Raw genomic sequence first — 22,755 nt, 5'->3', positions numbered from 1 at the left:
CTTCCTCAACTCGCCTGGGTCGTGCGCAGGAAGCGGTCCAGTACGCGTACCCCGAAGTGCAGGGCCTCGACCGGGACGCGCTCGTCCACGCCGTGGAACATCGCCTGGTAGTCGTAGCCCTCGGGCAGCTTCAGCGGGGTGAAGCCGTAGCCGGTGATGCCGAGGCGCGAGAACTCCTTGGCGTCGGTGCCGCCGGACATGCAGTACGGGACGACATGTCCTTCGGGCGCGAACTCCTCGACGGCGGCCCGCATGTGCGCGTACGTGGGCGAGTCCAGGGGTGCCTGGAGGGCGATCGACCGGTGGTGGTACTCCCAGTCGACGTCGGGTCCGGTGAGCTCGTCGAGGGTGGCGCGGAACTCGTCCTCGGCGTCGAAGAGATGACGTCCGTCGACGTACGCGACGGCCTCCCCGGGAATGACGTTGACCTTGTAACCGGCCTCCAGCATGGTCGGGTTGGCGCTGTTGCGCACGGTCGACTCGACGAGCTTGGCGGCCGGGCCGAGCTTGTTCAGCAGACCGTCGACGTCGTCCAGGTCGCTCTCCACGCCGTAGAGCAGGGCGAGTTCGGTCAGTGCGGCCCGCACGGTCGGGGTGAGCCGCGGCGGCCACTCGTACTCGCCGATCCGCGTGATCGCGGCGGACAGCCGGGTGACGGCGTTCTCCTTGTTGACCTTGGAGCCGTGCCCGGCGCGCCCGCGCGCGGTCAGCTTGAGCCAGCCCGTACCGCGTTCACCTGCCGCGATGGGATAGAGCTGGCGCCCGGCGCCGTCGTGGAAGGTGAAGGCCCCCGACTCGCTGACGCCCTCGGTGCAGCCCTCGAAGAGCCCCGCGTGCTCTCGGGCCAGGAATTCGGAGCCGTCCCGGGCGCTGTCCTCCTCGTCCGCGGTGAAGGCGACGACGACGTCCCGCCGGGGCCTGACCCCCTCGCGCGCCCAACTCCGCACCACCGCAAGGATCATCGCGTCCATGTTCTTCATGTCGACTGCGCCGCGCCCCCAGACGACCCCGTCGCGGATCTCCCCGGAGAAGGGGTGCACGGTCCAGTCCTCGGCCCGGGCGGGTACGACGTCCAGATGACCGTGGACCAGCAGCGCGTCGGCGGACGGGTCGGTGCCCTCGATGCGGGCGACGACGTTGGTCCGCCCCTCGGTCCGCTCCAGCAGGACGGGCTCCAGGCCCGCCCCGGCCAGCTGCTCGGCCGCGTACTCGGCGGCGGGCCGCTCCCGGCAGTCACCGCCGCCGCGGTTCGTCGTGTCGATGCGGATGAGGTCGGAGGTGAACCGCACGACCTCGTCCAGCGCCTGCTCGTCAGCCATACTGCTCCTCCACGGCGGCCGAGACGATCGTGGTGACCGCCTTGAAGGTACGGATCCCCTCGTACATCGTCCCGCTGGTGTACGCCACCTTCCGCTCCCCGATCCGGGCCACGCCCGGCACCACCGTGGCGGCCATGGCGAGATGCTCGGCGTCGAACTCGACCGCGACGGTGAACGGCCCTGCCTGCACCGGTTGTTGACGGACCGCCAGTTGCGCGGCCTCCTTGGCGGCGGCCCGGATGTCGGCGGCGGTGCGGGCCGGGGTACGGCACACGGCCGCGTACCGCGAGACATGGTCCTTGACGGCGACCTTCAAGGCCTCGGGCGCATACCCGAGCGCGTCCTCGCAGGCCACGTCGTCGCCGGTGACGAGGACGACCGGGACCCCGTACTCGGCGACGACGTGCGCGTTGAGCAGTCCCTCGCTGGCGCGTACGTCATTGAGCCACACGCCGGTGATGGAGTTGGCGAGGTAGGTGTGGGCGAGCACGCCCTCCATCCCGGCGCCGGCGTGATAGCCGACGAACGCGATGCCGTCGACGTCCCCGTGCTGCACGCCCTCCACCATGGACAGCGACTTGTGCCGCCCGGTGAGCATCCGCGTCCGCTCGTCGAGCCGTTCGAGGAGCAGGTTGCGCATCGTCCAGTGGGCCTCGTTGACGAGCACCTCGTCCGCGCCGCCGTCGAAGAACCCCAGCACGGCCGCGTTCACGTCCGAGGTGAACATCGACCGGCACCGCTCCCACTGCGGCGTCCCGGGCAGCACGTCGGCCGGCCAGGTCACCCCCGTGGCACCCTCCATGTCGGCGCTGATCAGGATCTTCATGGTGCGTCACGTTACGCGCCACGGGGGCGACGGGCCAGGAAGCGACGGGCGGGAGCGCGCCGGTCGTCGGCGGATCAGAGGGTACGGCCGAACAGCTCCAGCAACGCCGTCCAGTGCCGGTCGGTCGCCTCGGCGCCGTACATCGCCGTGTCGGCCTGGGTGAAGCCGTGGTGGGCGCCCTCGTAGACCTCGCTGCGATGCCGTACCCCGGCCGCGGTCAGGGACTTCTCCAGGCGGTCGATCTGCTCCGCCGGGTTGGTGGAGTCCTGGTCGGCGTGGCCGAAGTACAGCTCGGCCGTGATGCGGTCGGCGAGCAGGTGCGGGCTGTCCGGCGCGTCGGTCGCGAGGTAGGCGCCGTGGAAGCCGGCCGCGGCGGCGACGCGGTCCGCGTGGGTGCCGGCGGTGCGCAGGGCGAGAGCCGCACCCATGCAGTAGCCGGTGACGCCGACCGGGCCGTCGGTGGTCAGTGGGGAGGCGGCCAGCCAGTCCAGGTGGACGGCGGCGTCCCGCATCGCGCCCTCGGGCGTGAGGGTGCGCGCGGCCGGGCCCAACTGCCCGATGATCTCCGGGCGTTCGGCCGGGTTGATGAACTCGGGGAGCTCGACCACGGGCGCCGGACCGAACCGGTAGAAGACGTTGGGGACCAGGACCGTGTAGCCGGCCGAGGCCAGCCGGTCGGCCATGGACCGCAGGTGCGGGCGCAGGCCGAAGGCGTCCATGTAGAACAGGACGGCCGGGCGCGGGGTGCTGTCGTCGGGGGCGGCGAGGTAGGCGTCGACGGTTCCGTCGGAGGTCGTGATCTCGACGGAGGTGCCCTGTACGGCGTTCATGTGCGCTCTCTCAGTTCTCGCGGGTCGCGGAGTCGGTCAGTTCCTTCACACGGGCGGCGGGGACGGACACGCCCGGCGACTGGAAGAACCAGCGCTGCGCCTCCTCCTGGCTCAGCCCCTCCGGCCGCTCCCCCATGTACGGCTGTACATAGGCGGGCTTCCCGGGCGCGAGCCGCCAGCTGTCGGCGAGGCGGCCGGCGTCGACGGCGTCGTACCCGAAGGCGTCCAGCAGCTCGACGACCTGCGCCTTGGCCGCCGGGTCGTCACCGGCGACGGGCAGCGCGCTGCGGTCGGCGGCGCCCGCGGGCCGGGCCAGCGTGACCAGGTGGTGGAAGTCGATGGTCGCGAAGGTCTTCACCACCCGCGAGTCCGCCAGGTGCCGCTGCACCAGCGCGCTGGAGGTCAGCTCCCCCGTGCCGAGTCCGGCGAGGTCACCGTCGCGCTGCGGGTGGAAGACCATCGCGTCGACGACCGTCTTGCCCGCGAGGTCGGCGGCCGGCAGCGCGCCGTACGCCTTCAGCGGTACGGCCGCCACGACCAGGTCACCGGCCCGCGCGGCCTCGGCAGGGGTGGCCGCGCGGGCCCGCGGGCCGAGCTCGCCGACGAGGTCGGCGAGGGTCTCGGGGCCGCGCGAGTTGCTCAGCACGACGTCCAGGCCGGCGGCGACTGCCAGCCGGGCGACCGCACCGCCGATCATGCCGCCGCCGATGATTCCGATGGTCTTGCTCACTCTGGCGCTCCTCCGCGTCGCATGTGAAACTCAGTGTCACGCTAGCCACTGAGTTTCGACTCTGCAAGCGAGGATCGACACGGGAGATAGGATCGCGGGGTGACCGGAGCCATGCGTACGAACACGAGGGACATCGCCCGGGCCGCCGTTCGGGCCGAACTGGCCCAGGTGGCCTTCGAGTTGTTCCGCCGAGACGGGTTCGACAAGGTCACCCTGGACGACCTCGCGTCGGCCGCGGGCGTCTCCCGCTCGACCTTCCTGCGCTACTTCGGCACCAAGGAGGACGCCGTCCTGGGCGCCTTCGACGGGCACGACCGGCGGGTCGCCGACGCCCTGCTCGCCCGTCCGTCCGGCGAGGACGAGTGGACGGCGCTGCGGCGCGCCCTGGACACGGTGATCGAGCGGTACCACGTGGACCCGGCCGGCTCCCTGGAGACGACCCGGCTGGTCAGGGACACCCCGGCGCTCTGCGCCCGGCACCTGGAGAAGCAGTACAGCTGGCGCCCGGCCCTGTCCGAGGCCCTCGCCGAGCGGGCGGGCGCCGAGCGGCCGACGCTCACCCAGTCCGTCCGGGCGGCGGCCGCCCTGGACTGCCTGAACGTCGCCCTGGACCACTGGCTCGCCTCCGACGGCGACCAGAACCTGGTCACCCTACTGGACGAGGCCTTCGCGGCCTTCACCACCGACTGATCCCACACCCGCCCCAACCCCTCTCCCATTGCACGGAGTTGGGGTTCTTTGCCGTGCGTTGACAAAAGCCGGGAGCTTGTACTTAGGTTTGCCTTACCTAAGTTTCACCTGTTTTCGAGAAGGGTGCCCTTCCGCATGAGAGCCGTTCCGTCCGCCCGTACCGCCGCCCGCGCGGGCCTCGCCGCCGTCGCCGCCACCGCGCTCACCCTGGGCCTGGCCACCTCCGCCTCCGCCGCCACCTCGACCCGCACGGTCACCGACTCGGGCACCACCTACAACCTGTCGCTGACCGCGCCCGACACCGCGACGGCGTCCGGCCAGACCATCACCGTCTCCGGGTCGGGCTACAACACGAGCCAGGGCGTCTACGTCGGTCTGTGCGTGGTCGAGGGCGCGCAGGGCGCGAACAAGCCGAGCCCCTGCCTCGGCGGCCAGGACGAGTCGGGCACCACCGGCGCCTCGCACTGGGTCAACAACACCTTCGGCGGACTCTTCGCCAACAGCTCCAAGTTCGGCACCGGCGGCACCTTCAGCGTGCAGATCTACGTGAAGGCGACGCTCGACGACGGCAGCGTCTGCGGCGAGGACGTCACCTGTGCGGTGGTCACCCGTGCCGACCACTTCGACAGCGACGACCGCAACTACGACGTCCACGTCCCGATCACCTTCCAGTGAACCGCGTCCATCACACCGGCCCGGCGGCGCTCCTCGGCGCCGCCGCGCTCGTCACCGCCTCCTTCGCGGCGGGCTCGACGGCCCTGGCGGCCGAAACCCCGGCGACCGGGGTCGGCCAGGCGGGCCAGCGGCTCACCGTCTCCGCCACCCACGACCTGGACCCCGCGGGCGAGACGATCCGCGTCACGGGCGAGAAGTACGACGAGACCAAGGGTATCTACGTCGCCCTGTGCAAGGACAACGGCGACGACCGCATCCCCGGCCCGTGTCTCGGCGGCGCCGACACCAGCGGCGCCGCGAGCGCCTCGAAGTGGATCGTCCCGAAGGGCGACCCGAACGAGGGCGAGCTCGCGCTCGCGTACGGCGCCGGCGGCACCTTCGACGTGGAGCTCTCGGTCACCGCCAAGGACGGCAACGTCGACTGCGCGCAGGTCTCCTGCTCGGTCGTCACCCGAGTCGACCACCGCGGCACCGGGGACCGCTCGCAGGACGTCCGCGTCCCGGTCACCTTCACAGGCGCGACCCCGGGCGGCGGCGACGGCGTCGACGTACCCGCTGGGACCGTCAGCTACGTACGCACGGCCGAGTTCACCACCGCGGGCCGGCCGCAGGACCTCCTGCTGCATCCCGACTCCGGGAAGCTGTACGTCGGTTCGGCTGACATCCCCGACACGGCGGACGTCAACGAGCGCGGCCTGTACGCCCTCGACCCGGCGGACGGCAGGGTGCTCTCCCACGTCGCGCAGGCCCCCGGCTCCACCGGCGCCCTGGCCGCCCGCAACGTCCCGCTCCTGATCGGCCCGCTCGCCGGTGACGGCGTCGTCTTCCACTACCCGCTGCGCGGTATCGGCACCGCCAAGGACGGCGACGCGTCCGCGCAAGGCGTCTGGCTGACCGGCGCCACGGTCACCGGCGCCGGACCCGGCACCGACGCCGCCACCGTGCTGGTCGCCCAGGGCCCGGCCCTCTCCGAGATCGAGACCGCCACCGGAACCGTCCGGCGCACGGTCACCCTCGACGGCGGCTCCGTCCTCGGCGTGGACAACGCACACGGCGCGGCCTGGTCCGCGGGCGCCACGGGCGGCCAACTGCGCCGCGTCGACACGGGCTCCTTCACCGTGACGGCCACGGCCCAACTCCCGGACGGATACGTCACCTTCCTCGAAGCCGACCCGACAACGGGCAACGTCTGGGTGGGCAGCGGGACTTCGGTGCTCGTCTTCGACCGTGACGCCAAGCTGCTGGCCACCCTGGAGGGCCAGGACCGGCCCACCGCGGCGGCCTTCGACGCCACCACCGGAGAGGCGTTCGTCCTGCGGGAGGACTACGGCAACGCCGACAACGGCGCGGACAACGTCGGTTCCCTGGAGGTCCACGACACGACCACCTTCCAGCCGGCGGCCGAACCGGTCGCGATGCCGGGCAGCCGCGCCGACGCCTACGCCGGGGTCGCGGTCACACCCGGCGGCGGTTCGGTGTACGTCACCGACCAGGCCGAGAGCAAGGTCGTACGGCTCGACAGGCGGATGTCCCCGAAGGTCGTGCAGTCACCTGCCGACCTGTCCGTCGAACCGGGTGCGGAGGTCACGCTCACGGCCACCGCCGAGGGCACCCCGGAGCCGACCGTGCACTGGCAGGTCAGCACCGACGGCGGACAGACCTGGTCGGCGATCGAGGGCGCGACGGACACCACGTACGCCTTCACCGCCCAGTCCTCGCACGACGGCCACCGCTACCGCGCGGAGTTCACCAACTCCGCCGGTACCACCCGGACTTCGCCGGTGACGCTGACGGTCACCGAGGCGGGGAGCGGGGACACGGGTGGGGACGACAGCGGGGGCGGGAGCGGTGGGGACGCCACCGGCGGTGACGACGGCGGCGGGACCGGTCGGAGCACCGACCCGGCGGAGGGCGACGACACCGCGGGCTCCACGGGCGGCGCCTCCGGCGACTCCGGCGGCACCGGCGGATCCGACGTCTCGCCGTCCGGAACCGCCGGGACCGGCACCACCGACACGGCCACCGCGGGCGGCAGCCTCGCGTCCACCGGCGTCGGCGCACTGTCCGTCGCCGCACTGGCGGCCGCCCTGACGGGCGCGGGCTGGGCCGCCTATCGTCGCGGACGCTCCGTCAACTGAGCCTTCCCCAGCCCGAGTTCGCCCAGCGGCAGCAGCTCCACGCCGCGGGGCGGACTCGACCCGTCGGGCAGGGTCAGAGGGACACGGCCACCGCGTTGAACGTCGTCTCCGGCGTCTGCGGGCTGGTGAAGCGGGCGTTGACCAGGTACAGCCGGTTGCCGAACTGTGCCGCGGTCGTCGGGACGTCGAAGCGCGGGTCGGTGATCGTGTCGCGCAGGGTGGCGGTCGTGGCCTTGGCGTCGAGGTCGAACACGCTGATCAGGTTGAGGCGGTTCTGCACGACGTACAGGGTGCGGCCGGTACGCCACAGCCCGTCGCCGCCCGCCACGTCGGCCGCGCCGGACAGGGCTATCTCGGTGGCGTACCCCGTCTTGAGGCTGACGTTGTACAGCTTGCCGGGCGTGCTGCTGACGACGATCAGACCGCGGCCGTCCGGCGTGCCGACGATGCCGTTGGCGTTGTTCACGTCCGGGGTCTGCACCCAGTCGCCGGTCAGCGTCAGGGCCCGCACCTCACCGTCACGCCCGCGTGGGACGCCGTACAGGGCGGCGGCGCGCGAGTCGGTGAACCAGGCGCGGTCGCCGAGCAGGGTGACGTCGTTGATGAAATGGCCGGTGGCTTCGGTTAGTTGATACGTCGTCAGGAGCTCGCCGGTGCGGGAGTCGTGGACGCGGGCGACTCCCGTGCTGCCGGCGACGTAGAGCAGTCCGTCGCGGTCCAGCTTGAGGCCGACGGCGACCTGGCCGGTCGCGCCCGCGTAGAGGACGCCGCCCTCGCCGGTGCGCAGGTCGGTGCGGTAGATGGCGCCGTTCGCACGCGAGCCCATGTACGCGTACGGCCTGCGCCCGATGGTGATGCCCTCGGGGAGCCAGCCGTCGGGGAGCGGGAACTCGGTGGGCCACGCCGCATTAGGGCTCGCGTTCGCGGCGCCGGCGCCGGCCGTCACCGCGAGGGCGGCCAGCGCCGCACCGCCGAGTAAGGCGCGCCGGGTCGGGTGGGGGTGGGTCGGGGTCATGAGTGGGGGCCTCCATGGCATCGGCTTCGTTGACAACTTCTGCACCAACTACGCTGACAATTAGGCGAGTTGACAACGATCCAACGCCTCAGTGGGTTCCCGGGACCCCGACCTCCCCGCCTGTCACACCGCGCGCCCTGCCACCAGCCACTTCGAGGGCAGCTCGATCCGGGTGCCGTCGGGCGTGGACTCCGTCGTGGTGAGCGGGAGTTCGCCACGGGCCAGGACGGTCAGACCGGCCGCGCGCAGGTATCCGGGCACGGCGTCGTCGGCCACCTCGCCGGGGGCGATGCCGTGCTGGAAGATCGGGGCGAGCTTGGGCGGCGGACCGGCGGGGCTCTGCGCCAGGCCCAGCAGGACGGGCTTGGCGGCCTCGGAGAGCTCGACGAGGAATACCCGCCCCCGGTCACCGACAAGAGCGGCGATCCCGTCCACCATGGGTTGCCGGTCGTCGGGTTCGGCCTGATGGAGGACGCCGCGCATGTAGACGTTGGCATCGCCGAGCTCCGCGTGCAGCGACTCCGTCTCGTTCTTCTCGACGGCGTCCAGCACCCGGTAGGTCGCCTGCCCGGCCGGGTCGGCGTGCCGGGCGTGCTCGATCGCGGCGGCGGACAGGTCGGCGCCCACGACGTGCCGGAAGCGGTCGGCGAGGAAACGGGTCTGGGTGCCGTTGCCGCAGCCGAGGTCGACCATCGCGAGGCCGGGATCGGCGAGTTGCGGCTCGAACAGGGCCAGATGGAGCCCGGCGGTCAGCGCCGGCTCCGCGTCCCAGAAGACGGCCCCCGGTTCCTCCGGGGCATCGCGCCAGAAGCCCTCCCAGGCCTCCCGGTACCGACTCGTCACGCTCATGGCCAACTCCCCAGGGTGCGCCGCGTTCCCGCCTCAAGTGACGGGCGAGTACGGTCTATCGCGCCGTGGTCACGGCTACAAGCGCGTCGCGCATTCCTTCACGCCGCATTCGACCCGCGTCCGCCCCTGTGCGCCCCTCGCGCCCCTCGCGCCCCTGTGGTGCGGCCGGTTCAGCGCCGCCGCGGCAGGGTCAGTTCGAACCAGACGGACTTGCCGGCCTTCGTACGGCTGGTGCCCCACTCGCGGGCGAGGGTGCTGACCACCCGCAGGCCGCGCCCGAATTCGTCGGTCGGTTCGGCGCTGAGCAGGGTCGGCAGCTCGTGGTCGTCGTCGTCCACCTCGCACAGCAGCGTGTCGCCGCGGACCAGGCGCAGCTCGACCGGCCGGCTGTGGGAGTGCCGTACGGCATTGGTGACGAGCTCACTGACCATCAGTTCGGCACTGTCGGCGAGTTTCGCGAGCCCCCAGTCGTGCAGTTGTTCGCGGACCACGGCACGCGCGCGTGGGACCTCGACCGGGTCGAGGGTGATGCGCCATTCGGCGACGTCGTCCACCTCGATGCCGTTCAGGCGAGCCATCAGCAGGGCGACGTCGTCCTTGCGGCCGCCGCGGGTGTTGAGGGCGCGGATGATGGAGTCGCAGGCGTCGTCCATGGAGGCGGCCGGGTGGGCGGCGGACTCGCTGAGGGTAGCAAGGCCCACGCCGATGTCCTCGCCACGCACCTCGACCAGCCCGTCGGTGCACATCACCAGGCGGTCGCCGGGCTCCACGCGCACGCGTACCGCCTCGAAAGGAACTCCGCCGACCCCGATGGGCGCCCCGGTCGGCAGGTCGAGCAGCTCACTGCGCCCGTCCTCGGCACGCACCAACACCGGCGGGATGTGGCCCGCGTTGGCGATGTGCAGCTCGCTCGCGATCGGGTCGTAGACCGCGTACACACAGGTCGCGAGGTAGTTGTCGCCGAGGCGCTGGGCGAGGTCGTCGAGGTTGCGCAGCAGCTGGGCCGGCGGCAGGTCGAGCGCTGCCATGGTCTGCACGGCCGTACGCAGCTGGCCCATCATGGCGGCCGAGTTGAGGCCGTGGCCCATGACGTCGCCGACGACCAGGGCGGTGCGGGCGCCGGGGAGCTTCACGGAGTCGAACCAGTCGCCGCCGACGCGGCCGAGGAGGGTGCCCGGCAGGTAGCGGGTGGCGATGTCGCAGCCCGCCATGCGCGGCGGGATGTGCGGCAGCATGCTGTCCTGGAGGGTCTCGGCGACGCTCTCCTGGTAGGTGTACATGCGCGCGTTGTCGAGCACCAGGCCCGCGCGGGCGGCGAGTTCGGCGCCGGTGACTCGGTCCATGTCGTTGAAGACAGGCCGCTCCGGGTGGCGGAGCAGGATCATGAAGCCGAGCACGACGTTCCGTGCCTTCAGGGGTACGACCAGCATGGAGCGGCCGGTGATGAGGGGCCGGATGTCGCGCTTCTCGAACTGCGAGGCGATGGCGTGGCCCATCTCCACGGTGATGCGCGGCACCAGGACGGGTTCGCCGCTGGTCATGCACTGGAAGAAGGGCGTGTGGGCCGGGAACGGCATGGCCTCGCCGACCGGCACCACGTCGTCCCAGCGGCCCGGTTCGTCGGTGTGCTCCAGGGCGACCCGGTGCCACATGGTGGTGGTGTCGGGCACGCCGTCCGGGAACCCCTCGCCCGCGACGACCTGTTCGCGCAGATAGGTGCCGGCGACGTCGGTGAAGCGCGGCACGACGGCCCTGCTGACCTCGATGATGGTCCGCGAGAGGTCGAGGGAGGTGCCGATGCGTCCGCTGACCTCGTTGAGGAACTCCAGGTGCTCGCGGACGGCCGCGTACTCCAGGTCCTCGGCCTCGTCGGCGGCCTCCTGCGGCACCGGCAGGCCCTCGGCCGCAGCGCGGGCGGCCCGCTCACGGCGTGCCTTGCGCTCGGCACGCCGGGGCACTCCCCAGTCGGGGGTCACGGGCACCCGGTCGTTCTGGCTGAACTCCAGGACGGGGTAGCCCAGTTCGAGGACCTGCGAGACGATGCGGGCGCTCTCCTCGACGCTCATGCTGGGCAGGATCTCGGGCAACCGGCGAGCCAGTTCCTCGGCGCCGGGGAAGTCGGTGTGCAGGGCGAAGCCCGGGGCGATCCGCTCGAACGCCATGTCCCCGTCGACGCCGTCGGGTTCGTCCTGGCGCAGCCCCGCGGTGTCGGCGGCGAGCACCAGCAGCCGCTCGTAGCCCGGGCCGACCAGGGGGTACGCCCACCACAGCACGTCGACGCGATCGCGCTCGGGGACGGTGAGGCGGGCGCGGCCCGCGGCCGGGTAGGAGAGCCTGCCGCCGAGGGACGATTCGAGGTCGGGGCCGAGTCCGTCGTAGTCCGCGAAGGTCCCGTACGGCGGGGTCTCGTCCTCCTCGGGCAGGGCGCCGGAGACGGGCAGCAGGTCGACGGCCGGGTGCCCGATCGCCTCGTCCTTGGGGACGCCGAAGAGCCGGCGCGCACCGGTGCTCCAGTGCGAGACGAGCCCGTCGCGGTCCACCACGACCACCGCCAGCGGGACACGGCCGGCCCCGGCGTGCCCGGCCGGCACACCGTTCCCAGCAGGGCTGGGAGGTGCGTCCCTCTCGGTGCCACGTTCCATGGCCCAGGCCCTCTCTCCGCACGGCTCCGCAAGATCTGTGTAGCCCAGTCCACCGTACGGCTCCCGCCGATGGTGATGTGCGGCAACGCGGGAATTGGTGCGCGGCGGGCGGGGGGCGCGCGCCGGAGTGGTTCAGTCCTCGTGGCCCAGCTGCAGGTCCCGCTCGGTGCGCCCGCCGCCCGCCATCCGGAGCACGGTGGCGACCGGCGGGTAACCGGCGGCGATGACGGTGTACTCGCCGGACGACAGGTCGACGAACCGGAACGTTCCGTCGGGCCCGGTGGTGAGCGTGTCCACGACGTTGCCGGCCGCGTCGAGCAGTGTCACGCGCGCGTCCTCGACGGGCCTTCCGCCGCCGGCCCGCACGGTCCCGCGCAGCACGGCGCCGCCTGCGAGTTCGACGTCCTGGCGGGTCTCGCGGGCGGCCTGGACGGTGACAGGGAGAGCGGCCGGGCGGAACGCGGGCGCGCTGGCCGCGAGGGTGTACTCGCCGGCGACCAGCTCGCTGATGACGTAACCGCCCTCGCGCCCGCTGCGGGTGGTGGCGACGACCTCGCCGTGCACGTTCGTCAGCGTGACAGTGGCATCGCGCACCATGGTGCCGTCTCCGGTGACCACACTGCCGGCGAGGCGGCCGGCGCCGCCGAGGACGATGTCCAGCTCGACCGGGCGCTCGCCGACGGTGACGGAGACGGCCTGCGGCTGGTGGCCGCCCGCGGCGGCGATGAGCACGTACGACCCCGAACCGGGCGTGGACAGCGCGTACCGCCCGTCCTCACCGCTCGCGCCCCGCCCGATCTGCTGCCCGGCCACGTCGATGAGCGTGAGCGCCGCCCGCGGCACCACGGTCTGGTCGGGGTGCTGCACCGTGCCGCAGACGGGGACTCCGGCGGCGTACGGCGAGCGAAGCGAGATGGGGGTCCCCCCGGCCGAAGGCTGGGGGCGCGCCTGCGGGATGGGGGCGTTGACGGGCGCGGGCTCGGTCTCGGCGGCGTTGTGGGACACCAGCGGTTTCTCCTTGAGGAAGAAGGCGATCAGCAGGCCGAGGGCGAGCACCGGCACCAGGTAGAGGAAGATCCGGGGCATGGCGTCGGCGTACGCCCGGATGTAGCTCTCGCGCAGCGGCGCGGGCAGGGCGTGGACCAGCTGCGGGGTGATGGACTCCGGGTCGGGCAGGCGGGCACCCGCGCGCGTGGGCAGCCGTCTCGCGAGGGCGTCGGCCAGTCGGTCGGAGAAGAGGGTGCCGAAGATCGCGGCACCGACGCTGCCGCCGATCTGCCGGAAGTAGTTGTTGGCGCTGGTGGCCGTGCCGAGGTCGGCGGGGCGCACGGAGTTCTGCACGGCGAGGACCAGCACCGGCATCACCATGCCGATCCCGGCGCCGAGTACGGCCATCCAGACGCTGTAGTGCAGCCGGGGCGTGTCGACTTCGAGGCGGGACAGCAGCCACATGCCGAGGACGGAGAGGGCGCTGCCGAGCAGGGGGTAGATCTTGTAGCGCCCGGTGTGGCTGATGAGCTGCCCGGAGACGATCGAGGCGCCGACGATCCCGCCCATCATGGGCAGCATCAGCAGCCCGGACTCCGTGGCGGAGACGCCGTCGACCATCTGCAGGAAGGTCGGCAGATAGCTGGCGGCCCCGAAGAGCGCGACGCCGATCACCAGGCCCACCAGGCCGGTGACGTTGAAGACGGAGTCCCTGAACAGCCGCAGCGGGATGAGGGGTTCGGCGGCGAAGCGCTCGGCGACCACGAAGAGCGCGGCGGCGGCCGCGGCTCCGGCACCGAGTCCGAGGATCACCCGCGAGCCCCACGGGTACTCGGTGCCGCCCCAACTGGTCAGCAGGACCAGGCACGTCGAAGCGGCGGCGAGCAGCAGCGCACCGAGGATGTCGAGGCGCGGCCTGGTCCGCGGCTTCGGCAGTTTCAGTACGACGGTGACGACGGCCAGGGTGAGCAGGCCGAAGGGGACGTTGAAGTAGAAGCACCACCGCCAGGAGAGGTGGTCCGTGAAGTAGCCGCCGAGCAGCGGTCCGGCGACGGAGGCGAGGCCGAAGGCGGCGCCGATCAGCCCCATGAAGCGGCCGCGCTGCCGGGGCGGCACGATGTCCGCGATGATCGCCTGGACGCCGATCATGAGCCCGCCCGCACCGACGCCCTGGACGGCGCGGAAGGCGATCAGCTGGTCCATGGACTGCGCGCGCCCGGCGAGCGCGGAGCCGATCACGAAGACGACGATGGCGAACTGGAAGACGCCCTTGCGGCCGAGGAGGTCGCCGAGCTTGCCGTAGACCGGCAGGCCGACGGTGGCCGTGAGCAGGTAGGCGGTGATCGCCCAGGACATCCGGTCGAGGCCGTGCAGCTCGCCGACGATCTTCGGCAGCGCGGTGGCGACGATCATCTGCTCCAGCGCGGCGAGCAGCAGCGCGAGCATCAGTCCGAGGAAGACCAACCGCACCCGGCGCGGGCCCAGTTCGGCCGGCGCCGCGGGTGCGGCTGCGGCGGCCTGCGGGGGCGCCGGCGCCGCTTCCTCGTGCACCAGGGTGATCCCGCCCACGTACCGCTCCCCTCGTCGCGCTGCCTCACAATTCCCGCCTTAGGCGACAACTCCGAGCAAGCGCGACGAGTTACGGCAGATCGGTGTAACACACCGAGATCCACTCGATCCGGTGAGGGAGGCCAACACCCCCCGCTCACCGGGGACTTGCGCAGGGGCCTACTTCTCGACCTCGGTCGCCAGGTTGGCGAGCAGGGCGTCGTAGATCCGGCCGAGACCCTTGGGCGCGAAGGTCTTCTCGAAGAAGCCGCCGATGCCGCCGGCGCCGTTCCAGACAGTGCTGACGACGACGCGGGACTTGCCCTCGCCGGCCGGGGTGACCGTCCAGGTGGTGACCATGGAGGAGTTGCGGTCCTTCTCGACGAGCTGTCCGTCGGTGGGCTCGGACACCTCCAGGAGGCAGTCACGGACGCGCTTGCTGGTGGCCTGGAGCTTCCAGTGGACGAGGGTGCCCTCGCCGTCGCCGCCCTCGCGCACCTCGTACTCGCTGAAGTGCTCGGGCAGCAGCCGCTGCCGGGTGCCGCTGTAGTCGGCGAGGGCGTCGAACACCTTCTCCGCGTCCGCCGCGACGACCCGCTCCGTAGTGGCCTCGACCTGCGCCATCGATTTCCTCCAGGACTTGCTCTCTCGGGGTTGGGGCAAGCCAACCACCCCCGCCCAGGAGCGCCCAAATCGGGGTGCCCGAGGGGGTCGGAAGCGATCAGAAAGAGCACTTGCCCAGTAATTCGAACACGTGTTTCACTCTGGGGGCAGCGCTACCGAGGAGGCGTCATGCGCTGGGAGAACCTGACAGTGGAATCCGGCGGTCACAGCCGGGCGGCCGACGCCGCGTTGTTCGGCGCGGACGCGGTCGTGAGCAGGACCTTCGACACGCCCGAGTTCCGGGGCATCACCTTTCACGAGGTGCGGGCCCGCTCGATCATCAACCGGGTGCCGGGCGCCTCGCGCATGCCCTTCGAGTGGACGGTCAACCCGTACCGCGGCTGCTCGCACGCGTGCGTGTACTGCTTCGCCCGCAAGACACACACCTATCTGGACCTCGACTCGGGGCTCGACTTCGACTCGCAGATCGTGGTCAAGGTCAACGCCCCGGACCTGCTGCGCCGCCAGCTGGGCTCGCGCCGCTGGCTGGGCGACCACATAGCGATGGGCACCAACGTCGACTGCTACCAGCGCGCCGAGGGCCGCTACCGGCTGATGCCGGGCATCCTGGCCGCCCTGCGCGACCACGCGAACCCCTTCTCGATCCTGACGAAGGGGACGCTGATCCTGCGCGACCTCGACATCCTGGTGCAGGCCTCGCAGGTGACGGACGTCGGTATCTCCGTCTCGGTCGGCTTCACCGACCCCGAGCTGTGGCGCACCGTGGAGCCGGGCACGCCGGCGCCGGAGCGCCGCCTGGAGGTCGTGCGCACCCTGGCCGGGCACGGCATCGGCTGCGGCGTCCTGATGGCCCCGGTGCTCCCCTTCCTGAGCGACCACCCCGCCCAACTGCGCGCCACCGTGCGGGCCATAGCGGCCGCGGGCGCCACCTCGGTCACACCCCTGGTGCTGCACCTGCGTCCGGGCGCCCGCGAATGGTTCATGGCCTGGCTGGCCCAGCACCGTCCGCACCTGGTGCGTCGTTACGAGCGGCTGTACGCGGACGGCTCGTACGCGCCGAAGTGGTACCAGCGCCGGATCACCCGTCAGGTCCACGACCTGGCACAGGAGTACGGGATCGGCCCCACCCGCGCGGACATGCCGCGCCGGATCCCGCCGCCGGAGCAGGTCGAGCCGGCCGTGTCCGAACCGACCCAACTCTCGCTGATTTGAGAGCGTTCGAGCGCATCCCTCGACCCGATTGGGTCAAGTAATGCCAGAACACGTTCTTCCGGTGCCGCTTTCCGGGACGATGCGGCGAGGACCGTGAGACTCACGGCCCGAAGCCCCTCCGTCCTGGGAGGACTCCATGAGAAAACGCGCAGCCGTGCTGTGCGGCGCCGCAGTCGTCGTGGCCGGGACCGTCACGGCCGTCCCCGCCGACGCGAGCGCCCCGAGCAGCGCGGAAACCGCTCACGCCGCGAAGCTCACCTGGAAGAGCTGCGGCACCACCGACTACCCGACGCTCCAGTGCGCGTCCCTCAAGGTGCCGCTCGACCACCGGAACCCGTACGGCAAGCAGATCACGCTCGCGCTCTCGCGCGTGCCGCACACCGCCAAGAAGTCCCAGGGTCCGCTGCTGGTCAACCCCGGCGGCCCCGGCGGCAGCGGACTCTCGCTCGCCGGGTTCGTCGCGACCTCGCTGCCGAAGGCGGTCGCGTCGCAGTACGACGTCATCGGCTTCGACCCACGCGGGGTGGGCAAGAGCACGCCCGCCCTGGACTGCAAGCCGGGCTACTTCAACCCGGTGCGCCCGGACTCCGTGCCGAGCACCCCGGCGATCGAGAAGGCCAACCTGGAGCGCGCCAAGTCCTTCGCCGCCGCCTGCGGCAAGAAGTACGCGAGCGTGCTGCCGTACATCAACACCATCCAGGCCGTGCAGGACATGGACTCGATCCGTGCGGCCACGGGCTACAAGAAGACCAGCTACTTCGGTTACTCCTACGGCACCTACCTGGGCGCGGTCTACGCCAAGCTCTTCCCGCAGCGCGTCAAGCGCCTGGTCCTGGACTCGATCGTCGACCCGACGGGCGTCTGGTACGACGACAACATCGGGCAGGACTACGCCTTCGACGGCCGCCAGAAGGCACTGATGTCCTGGATCGCCAAGTACAACTCGACGTACAAACTGGGCACCGACCCGGCCAAGATCGAGGCCAAGTGGTACGCGATGCGCAAGGCGCTCGCCAAGAAGCCCGCCGGCGGCAAGGTGGGGGCCTCCGAACTGGAGGACACCTTCATCCCGGGCGGCTACTACAACGGCTACTGGCCCTACCTCGCCGAGGCGTTCGCGGCCTACGTGAACAACAAGAACGCCGACCCGCTGGTCGAGGCCTACGAGAACTTCGCCGCCATCGACGCGTCCGGGGACAACGGCTACAGCATCTACACCTCGGTGCAGTGCCGTGACGCCTCCTGGCCGCGCGACTGGAACCAGTGGCGCAAGGACAACTGGGCGGTCTACGACAAGGCACCGTTCATGGCCTGGAACAACGCCTGGTACAACGCGCCGTGCGCGTTCTGGCCGACCGACTCGCTGCGGCCGATCAACGTCGCCAACGGCAAGCTGCCGCCGACGCTGCTGTTCCAGGCGACCAACGACGCGGCCACCCCGTACCAGGGCGGCGCGACGGTCCATGAGCTGCTGGCCGGTTCGAGCTTCGTGGTGGAGCAGGGTGGCGGGAACCACGGCATCACGCTGAGCGGGAACGCCTGCCTGGACAAGTACCTCGCGAAGTACCTGACCGACGGCACGGTGCCGCGCAGCGGTGGCGAGATCGACGCGGTCTGCCCGAAGCTGCCGGACCCGAAGCCGCTGGCCACGGCGGCGGCGTCGGCCTCCGAACGCGGCTCGACCCTGCACGGCCTGCTCGGCTTCCGCGGCTGAGCAGTTGACGATCCGTCGGGGGCGGGCATTGTCAGACCCGTGGTCCACCATGGACGCATGAGTGAGCTGACCCGGATCCCCGCCCCCGACGGCGTCTTCCCCGCCGCCCAGTACAGCCATGTCGTCATGGCCACGGGCCGTCTCGTCGCGATCGCCGGCCAGGTCGCCCTCGACGAGGACGGCAAGCTCGTCGGGGAGGGCGACCCCGAGGCCCAGGCCCGCCAGGTCTTCGAGAACCTGCGACGCTGCCTGGCCGCCGCCGGCGCGACCTTCGACGACGTCGTCAAACTCACCTTCTTCGTCACGGACATGGCCCACCTGCCGGCGATCCGCACGGCCCGCTCCGAGCACATACCGGACAACCGCCTGCCGGCTGCCTCGGCCGTGCAGGTGTCCGCGCTGGTACGGCCCGAGTTCCTCCTGGAGGTCGAGGTGTTCGCGGTCGTCGGCACATGAGCGCCGCCGCGGCCGCTTCCGGAAAGGCAACCCGGACGTGGTGAACCTGATCGCCGAGCAGAACGGCCACACCCTCGGCTGGGCCTGCCACGGCCCGTATCGGGACGGTGAAGTGCCCGCCGGGGGCGTGGAGTTGTACGCGATCTACGTCGACGCGGAGCGGTATGGCGGGGGCGTCGGACAGGCCCTCATCGCCGAGTCGATACGACGCTGCACCGACGCCGGACACACCCGGATGTACCTGTGGGTGCTGGAGGGCAACGCGCGCGCCCGCCGCTTCTACGAGCGCTCCGGCTTCCGCCCGGACGGCGCCGTGGAGCCCTTCGAGGTGGACGGCGTCCTGGTGCCGGAAGTGCGCTACGTCATGGACCTCACCGTCTGACGCCGCCTCACCGCTGCTTCGGGATCCGCGCCAGCGCCCGTACCGCCGCCTCCGCCAGTGCCGGATGCGCGAGGGCCTCGTTCAGTACGGGTCTGGCGCGGGCGTCCTCCAGACTGCCGAGCCCCTCCACGCAGGCGAGGGCGACGCGGCGGTAGGGGTCGTGCGGGCGCAGTCTCCGCTCCAGGGTGGTGATGAGCGCGGGCACGGACTCGGGGGCGCGCAGCCCGGCCAGGAGGCGGACCGGGTGCAGGGCGTAGGCGACGCGCAGCTCGTTCGTGGCGAGGGCCGCCGCCGCGCGGGCGGTGCGCGGGTCGCCGAGCCGGGCGAGCGCGTACTCCGCGGAGGCGCAGCGCTGCGGATCACGGTGGTTCAGGAACAGGACGAGGGACTCGAAGGCCCGCCGGTCGCCCGCGAGCCCCAGCCGGAACGCGGCCAGCTCCCTGGCCCAGAGCGGCTGTCCGGGCTCGGTGAGCACGCCGGCCAGCGCGTCGGGGTCCTCGGTCGCCACGAGACGGTCGCACGCGGCGCTCCCTCCGGACTCCGCCCGTAAACGCTCCGTGAGTGATCGCAACTCTTCGTCCATGGCACCGAGATTAGGGGCCCGCCGGATCTCCCGGGACCTACATCACAAACACGGGGACTGGCGCGCTCGTTACCCACCGGTTAAGCTCAATCGAGCGAGTTACCCACTCGCACCTGCTTGCGACGGCCTGGTGACGCAGCCGCCGTAAGAGAAGTCGGTTCGGTACTTCAGGTACCGCCAGCACGACCCGGCCTCGGGACAGGGCCGGTCGGTTTCCCACCGTTCGCTCCACGGCGTGTGCACGCCCGCGAGACGACGGCACCGGGCGTGTGCGCCTGCAGCCCGGCAACACCCGCATCCCTTTCACGCACCCGGTGCGCCAGTGGTCCGGCCGCGAGACGGCCGACCTCCCGCGCACCCGGGGGCGATCCCAGTCGTCACCCTCATTCCTGGAGTCCCGCGATGGCCACTCCCCTGTCCGACACCCCTCTGTCCCCGCTGAAGACCATTGCCGTCGTCGGTCTCGGCACCATGGGCACCGGTATCACCGAGGTCCTCGCCAAGGCCGGTCGCGAGGTCGTCGGCATCGACATCAGCGAGGCCGCGGCCGCCCAGGCCGTTGCCACCCTGGAGGCCGCCACCGCCCGCGCCGTGGAGAAGGGCCGGCTCACCGAGCAGGACCGCGCCGACCTGCTGGCCCGCGTGACCACCTCCACCGACCTGCGGGCGGCGGCCGACGCCGACCTGGTCATCGAGGTGGCTCCGGAGTCGTACGAGATCAAGCACCAGATCTTCCGTGAACTCGACGGGATCGTGCGCCCGGAGACGATCCTGGCGACCGGCACCAACGCCCTGTCCGTGACCCGCCTGGCCGCCGACTCGGCCCGCCCGGAGCGCGTGCTCGGCCTGCACTTCTTCAACCCGGCGCCGGCCATGAAGCTGGTCGAGGTCGTCTCCTCGGTGCTGACCGCGCCGGGTGCCGTCTCCGCGGTCACCAACCTCGCCCTCGACCTCGGCAAGGAGCCCGTCGCCGTCGGCGACCGGCCCGGTTTCGTCGCCGACGGCCTGCTGTTCGGCTACCTCAACCAGGCCGCCGCGATGTACGAGGCCAAGTACGCCTCCCGCGAGGACATCGACGCGGCGATGCGGCTCGGCTGCGGTCTGCCGATGGGCCCGCTGGCGCTGCTCGACCTGATCGGCGTCGACACGGCCCGTACGGTCCTGGAGGCCATGTACGCCGAGTCCCACGACCGGCTGCACGCCCCCGCGCCGATCCTCAAGCAGCTCAGCGAGGCCGGTCTGACGGGCCGTAAGTCGGGCCGCGGCTTCTACAGTTACGAGGCTCCCGGCAGCGCCACCGTCGTGCCGGACGCGCTGACGCCCCTGACCGGCGCCGTGCGGGCCCCGGGCCGCGAGATCCGCTCGGTCGGTGTCGCCGGCTCCGGCACCATGGCCTCCGGGATCGCCGAGGTCTTCGCCAAGGGCGGCTACGAGGTGGTGCTCGCCGCCCGCAGCGAGGAGAAGGCACAGGCCGCCAAGGCCCGTATCGGCAAGTCCCTCTCCCGCTCCGTCGACAAGGGGCGGATGACGGCCGAGGCCGCCGCCCAGACCCTGGACCGGATCACCGCGGCCGGCTCCTACGACGCCTTCGCGGACGTCGACCTCGCCGTCGAGGCGGTCGCCGAGGACCTGGAGATCAAGCAGCAGCTGTTCCAGGCGCTGGACAAGGTCTGCAAGCCGGGCGCGGTCCTGGCCACCACGACCTCCTCGCTGCCCGTCGTCGCCTGCGCCCGCGCCACCTCGCGTCCGCAGGACGTGATCGGCATGCACTTCTTCAACCCGGCGCCGGCGATGAAGCTGGTCGAGGTCGTCCGTACGGTGTTGACCGCAGAGGACGTCCACTCAACTGTTCACGAGGTGTGTGGACGGATCAAGAAGCACGCGGTCGACTGTGGGGACCGTGCAGGCTTCATCGTGAACGCATTGCTTTTCCCGTACCTCAACAACGCGATCAAGATGGTGCAGGAACACTATGCATCTCTTGACGACATTGACGCGGCGATGAAGCTGGGCGGCGGCTACCCGATGGGCCCGTTCGAGCTCCTGGACGTGGTCGGACTCGACGTCTCGCTTGCGATCGAGAAGGTCCTGCACCGCGAGTTCCGCGACCCGGGCCTCGCTCCGGCCCCGCTCCTGGAGCACCTGGTGGCCGCGGGCTGCCTCGGCCGCAAGACGGGCCGTGGCTTCCGCGAATATGCCCGCCGCTGACGGCGCCGGCGACTGGTTCAGAGGCGGCGAGGACTGGGGCGGACTGCTCGACCCGGGCAGTCTTCCCCCGTCCGCGGGACCCGGCGCTCCCCCGCCCGCTCCGGGCGGGGGAAGCCCCGTACATGCGCAGCAAGCTGCGCACATGCAGTACGTTCGGGTCATGTCCCAGCCCGCCAAGTCCTCACGTACACCAGCTACGCCCGACGCGCCGGAAAGTGCCGCAGGCAGTCGCGCGGCCGCCCAGCGGCTCAAGATGCGCCGAGAACTGGCGGCCGCGGCGATGGAGCTGTTCTCGACCAAGGGGTACGAGGCGACCACCGTCGACGAGATCGCGGCCGCGGCCGGAGTGGCCCGCCGCACCTTCTTCCGGCACTTCCGCTCCAAGGAAGAGGCGATCTTCCCCGATCACGACGACACGTTGATCCGCGCCGAGGCCGTGCTCAACGCGGCCCCGCCGCACGAGCACCCGCTCGACACGGTGTGCCGCGGCATCAAGGAAGTCATGCGGATGTACGCGGCCCGGCCGGAGATCTCGGTCGCCCGCTACAAGCTCACGCGTGAGGTGCCCACCCTGCGCGAGGCGGAGATCGCGTCGGTGGCCCGTTACGAGCGTCTCTTCACCCGCTACCTGCTGGGGCACTTCGACGAGCACGCGCACGACGACGACGCCAACGACGACCCGTTGCTGGCCGAGGTCGCCGCGTCCGCGGTCGTCACCGCCCACAACCACGTCCTCAGGCGCTGGCTGCGGGCCGGCGGCCAGGGCGACGTGGAGACGCAGCTGGACCACGCCTTCGCGATCGTGCGCAAGACCTTCGGGACGGGCATCGGGGCGGGGCGCACGACGCCCCCGAAGCCGGCCGCACCCGCGACCGTCTCCACCCAGGGCGAGGTCCTGGTCACGGTCGCCCGCACCGACGCCCCGCTGGACGAGGTCATGCGGACCATCGAGCAGGCACTCAAGGACCGCTGAGGGCTACCGAGGACCGCTGAGAACCTCCTTCACCGCTGTGATGACGGCCACCCTTCGGGGTGGCCGTTTTGGCATGTCAGAGCACCTTTTCGAGCAGATTCCAGGGCCCGTTCGATCGATCATCGCTCATTTGTTACGTAAAGATTTCACCTGAGAGGAATCTCTGGCACTCAGTGCCTTGCACGGTGGCACGCGGTGTCTTACGTTGAAGGAGTCCGGGCGGCCGGCGTGCAGAGACCATACGCACGTCGGCTGTCCCCTCAAGCCAATGGCTCGAGCGCCCGGACGCCTGCGTCACAGGCACCCTCCCGCGCCACAAAGCGCTGCCGAAGCACCACCAGCCGAACCGACGGC

The 22,755-nt window shown here is 71.4% G+C and carries 19 protein-coding genes; 9 read left to right on the top strand and 10 right to left on the bottom strand.

The window, feature by feature from the left end:
- Positions 1-5: 5 nt before the first annotated feature.
- The 4 genes from ACQEWB_RS40585 to ACQEWB_RS40570 all read right to left on the bottom strand — a co-directional run bounded on the left by ACQEWB_RS40585 (position 6) and on the right by ACQEWB_RS40570 (position 3,705).
- The gene (locus ACQEWB_RS40585; protein ID WP_432840313.1) at positions 6-1,319 is read right to left on the bottom strand and encodes a M20/M25/M40 family metallo-hydrolase; all 1,314 of its coding nucleotides are present in this window, start codon (positions 1,317-1,319) and stop codon (positions 6-8) included.
- On the bottom strand, positions 1,312-2,145 hold the full coding sequence (locus tag ACQEWB_RS40580; protein WP_432840311.1) for a M55 family metallopeptidase: 834 nt from the start codon (positions 2,143-2,145) through the stop codon (positions 1,312-1,314). The genes ACQEWB_RS40585 and ACQEWB_RS40580 overlap by 8 nt, the downstream gene beginning before the upstream one ends.
- A 74-nt stretch (positions 2,146-2,219) precedes the next feature.
- Positions 2,220-2,975 (bottom strand): dienelactone hydrolase family protein, encoded by a 756-nt coding sequence (locus ACQEWB_RS40575; protein WP_432840309.1) that lies wholly within the window; start codon positions 2,973-2,975, stop codon positions 2,220-2,222.
- 10 nt (positions 2,976-2,985) lie between these two features.
- Positions 2,986-3,705 carry an NADPH-dependent F420 reductase gene (locus tag ACQEWB_RS40570; RefSeq protein WP_432840307.1) on the bottom strand — a complete coding sequence of 240 codons (720 nt, stop codon included), beginning with the start codon at positions 3,703-3,705 and terminating at the stop codon, positions 2,986-2,988.
- 111 nt (positions 3,706-3,816) lie between these two features.
- On the opposite strand from ACQEWB_RS40570, the gene ACQEWB_RS40565 reads away from it, so the two are divergent.
- From ACQEWB_RS40565 to ACQEWB_RS40555, 3 genes are all read left to right on the top strand, one after another.
- On the top strand, positions 3,817-4,395 hold the full coding sequence (locus ACQEWB_RS40565) for a TetR family transcriptional regulator (protein WP_432840305.1): 579 nt from the start codon (positions 3,817-3,819) through the stop codon (positions 4,393-4,395).
- A gap of 135 nt (positions 4,396-4,530) precedes the next feature.
- Positions 4,531-5,070 (top strand): hypothetical protein, encoded by a 540-nt coding sequence (locus ACQEWB_RS40560; protein WP_432840303.1) that lies wholly within the window; start codon positions 4,531-4,533, stop codon positions 5,068-5,070.
- On the top strand, positions 5,067-7,208 hold the full coding sequence (locus ACQEWB_RS40555) for a hypothetical protein (protein WP_432840301.1): 2,142 nt from the start codon (positions 5,067-5,069) through the stop codon (positions 7,206-7,208). The genes ACQEWB_RS40560 and ACQEWB_RS40555 overlap by 4 nt, the downstream gene beginning before the upstream one ends.
- Before the next feature lie 73 nt (positions 7,209-7,281).
- Here the strand turns inward: ACQEWB_RS40555 and ACQEWB_RS40550 are convergent, their stop codons facing one another.
- From ACQEWB_RS40550 to ACQEWB_RS40530, 5 genes are all read right to left on the bottom strand, one after another.
- Positions 7,282-8,223 (bottom strand): SMP-30/gluconolactonase/LRE family protein, encoded by a 942-nt coding sequence (locus ACQEWB_RS40550; RefSeq protein WP_432840299.1) that lies wholly within the window; start codon positions 8,221-8,223, stop codon positions 7,282-7,284.
- A gap of 123 nt (positions 8,224-8,346) precedes the next feature.
- Positions 8,347-9,072, bottom strand: coding sequence for a class I SAM-dependent methyltransferase (locus tag ACQEWB_RS40545; RefSeq protein ID WP_432840297.1), 726 nt, complete (start codon positions 9,070-9,072; stop codon positions 8,347-8,349).
- 170 nt (positions 9,073-9,242) lie between these two features.
- A complete protein-coding gene (locus ACQEWB_RS40540; protein WP_432840295.1) occupies positions 9,243-11,714 on the bottom strand; it encodes a SpoIIE family protein phosphatase in 2,472 nt (823 codons plus the stop codon).
- 132 nt (positions 11,715-11,846) lie between these two features.
- Positions 11,847-14,270, bottom strand: a complete 2,424-nt coding sequence (locus ACQEWB_RS40535; RefSeq protein WP_432840293.1) for an MFS transporter — start codon at positions 14,268-14,270, stop codon at positions 11,847-11,849.
- A 159-nt stretch (positions 14,271-14,429) separates the two neighbouring features.
- Positions 14,430-14,873 (bottom strand): SRPBCC family protein, encoded by a 444-nt coding sequence (locus ACQEWB_RS40530; protein WP_432840291.1) that lies wholly within the window; start codon positions 14,871-14,873, stop codon positions 14,430-14,432.
- Between the two features lie 168 nt (positions 14,874-15,041).
- On the opposite strand from ACQEWB_RS40530, the gene ACQEWB_RS40525 reads away from it, so the two are divergent.
- The 4 genes from ACQEWB_RS40525 (at position 15,042) to ACQEWB_RS40510 (ending at position 18,637) form a co-directional block, all read left to right on the top strand.
- Positions 15,042-16,085: an Rv2578c family radical SAM protein gene (locus tag ACQEWB_RS40525; protein ID WP_432840289.1), complete on the top strand. Its 1,044-nt coding sequence runs from the start codon at positions 15,042-15,044 to the stop codon at positions 16,083-16,085.
- 136 nt (positions 16,086-16,221) lie between these two features.
- Entirely contained in the window at positions 16,222-17,799 is a 1,578-nt protein-coding gene (locus ACQEWB_RS40520; RefSeq protein ID WP_432840287.1) for an alpha/beta hydrolase, read from the top strand.
- A gap of 57 nt (positions 17,800-17,856) precedes the next feature.
- Positions 17,857-18,255 carry a RidA family protein gene (locus tag ACQEWB_RS40515; protein ID WP_432840285.1) on the top strand — a complete coding sequence of 133 codons (399 nt, stop codon included), beginning with the start codon at positions 17,857-17,859 and terminating at the stop codon, positions 18,253-18,255.
- Positions 18,173-18,637 carry an N-acetyltransferase family protein gene (locus tag ACQEWB_RS40510; RefSeq protein WP_432844253.1) on the top strand — a complete coding sequence of 155 codons (465 nt, stop codon included), beginning with the start codon at positions 18,173-18,175 and terminating at the stop codon, positions 18,635-18,637. Before ACQEWB_RS40515 ends, ACQEWB_RS40510 begins: the two co-directional genes overlap by 83 nt.
- 7 nt (positions 18,638-18,644) lie before the next feature.
- Here ACQEWB_RS40510 and ACQEWB_RS40505 read toward each other — a convergent pair whose 3' ends face one another.
- Complete coding sequence (locus tag ACQEWB_RS40505) at positions 18,645-19,220, bottom strand: adenylosuccinate lyase (protein ID WP_432840283.1); 576 nt, start codon at positions 19,218-19,220, stop codon at positions 18,645-18,647.
- A gap of 402 nt (positions 19,221-19,622) precedes the next feature.
- On the opposite strand from ACQEWB_RS40505, the gene ACQEWB_RS40500 reads away from it, so the two are divergent.
- The gene (locus ACQEWB_RS40500) at positions 19,623-21,428 is read left to right on the top strand and encodes a 3-hydroxyacyl-CoA dehydrogenase family protein (RefSeq protein WP_432840281.1); all 1,806 of its coding nucleotides are present in this window, start codon (positions 19,623-19,625) and stop codon (positions 21,426-21,428) included.
- A gap of 160 nt (positions 21,429-21,588) precedes the next feature.
- Positions 21,589-22,401 (top strand): TetR family transcriptional regulator, encoded by an 813-nt coding sequence (locus ACQEWB_RS40495; protein ID WP_432840279.1) that lies wholly within the window; start codon positions 21,589-21,591, stop codon positions 22,399-22,401.
- The last annotated feature ends 354 nt before the right edge of the window (positions 22,402-22,755 follow it).

The organism is Streptomyces sp. CA-249302 (assembly GCF_050936785.1).
Lineage (GTDB): Bacteria > Actinomycetota > Actinomycetes > Streptomycetales > Streptomycetaceae > Streptomyces.
Note: the sequence above shows the minus strand (reverse complement) of the source record. Positions and strands in the feature narration are given on the sequence as shown.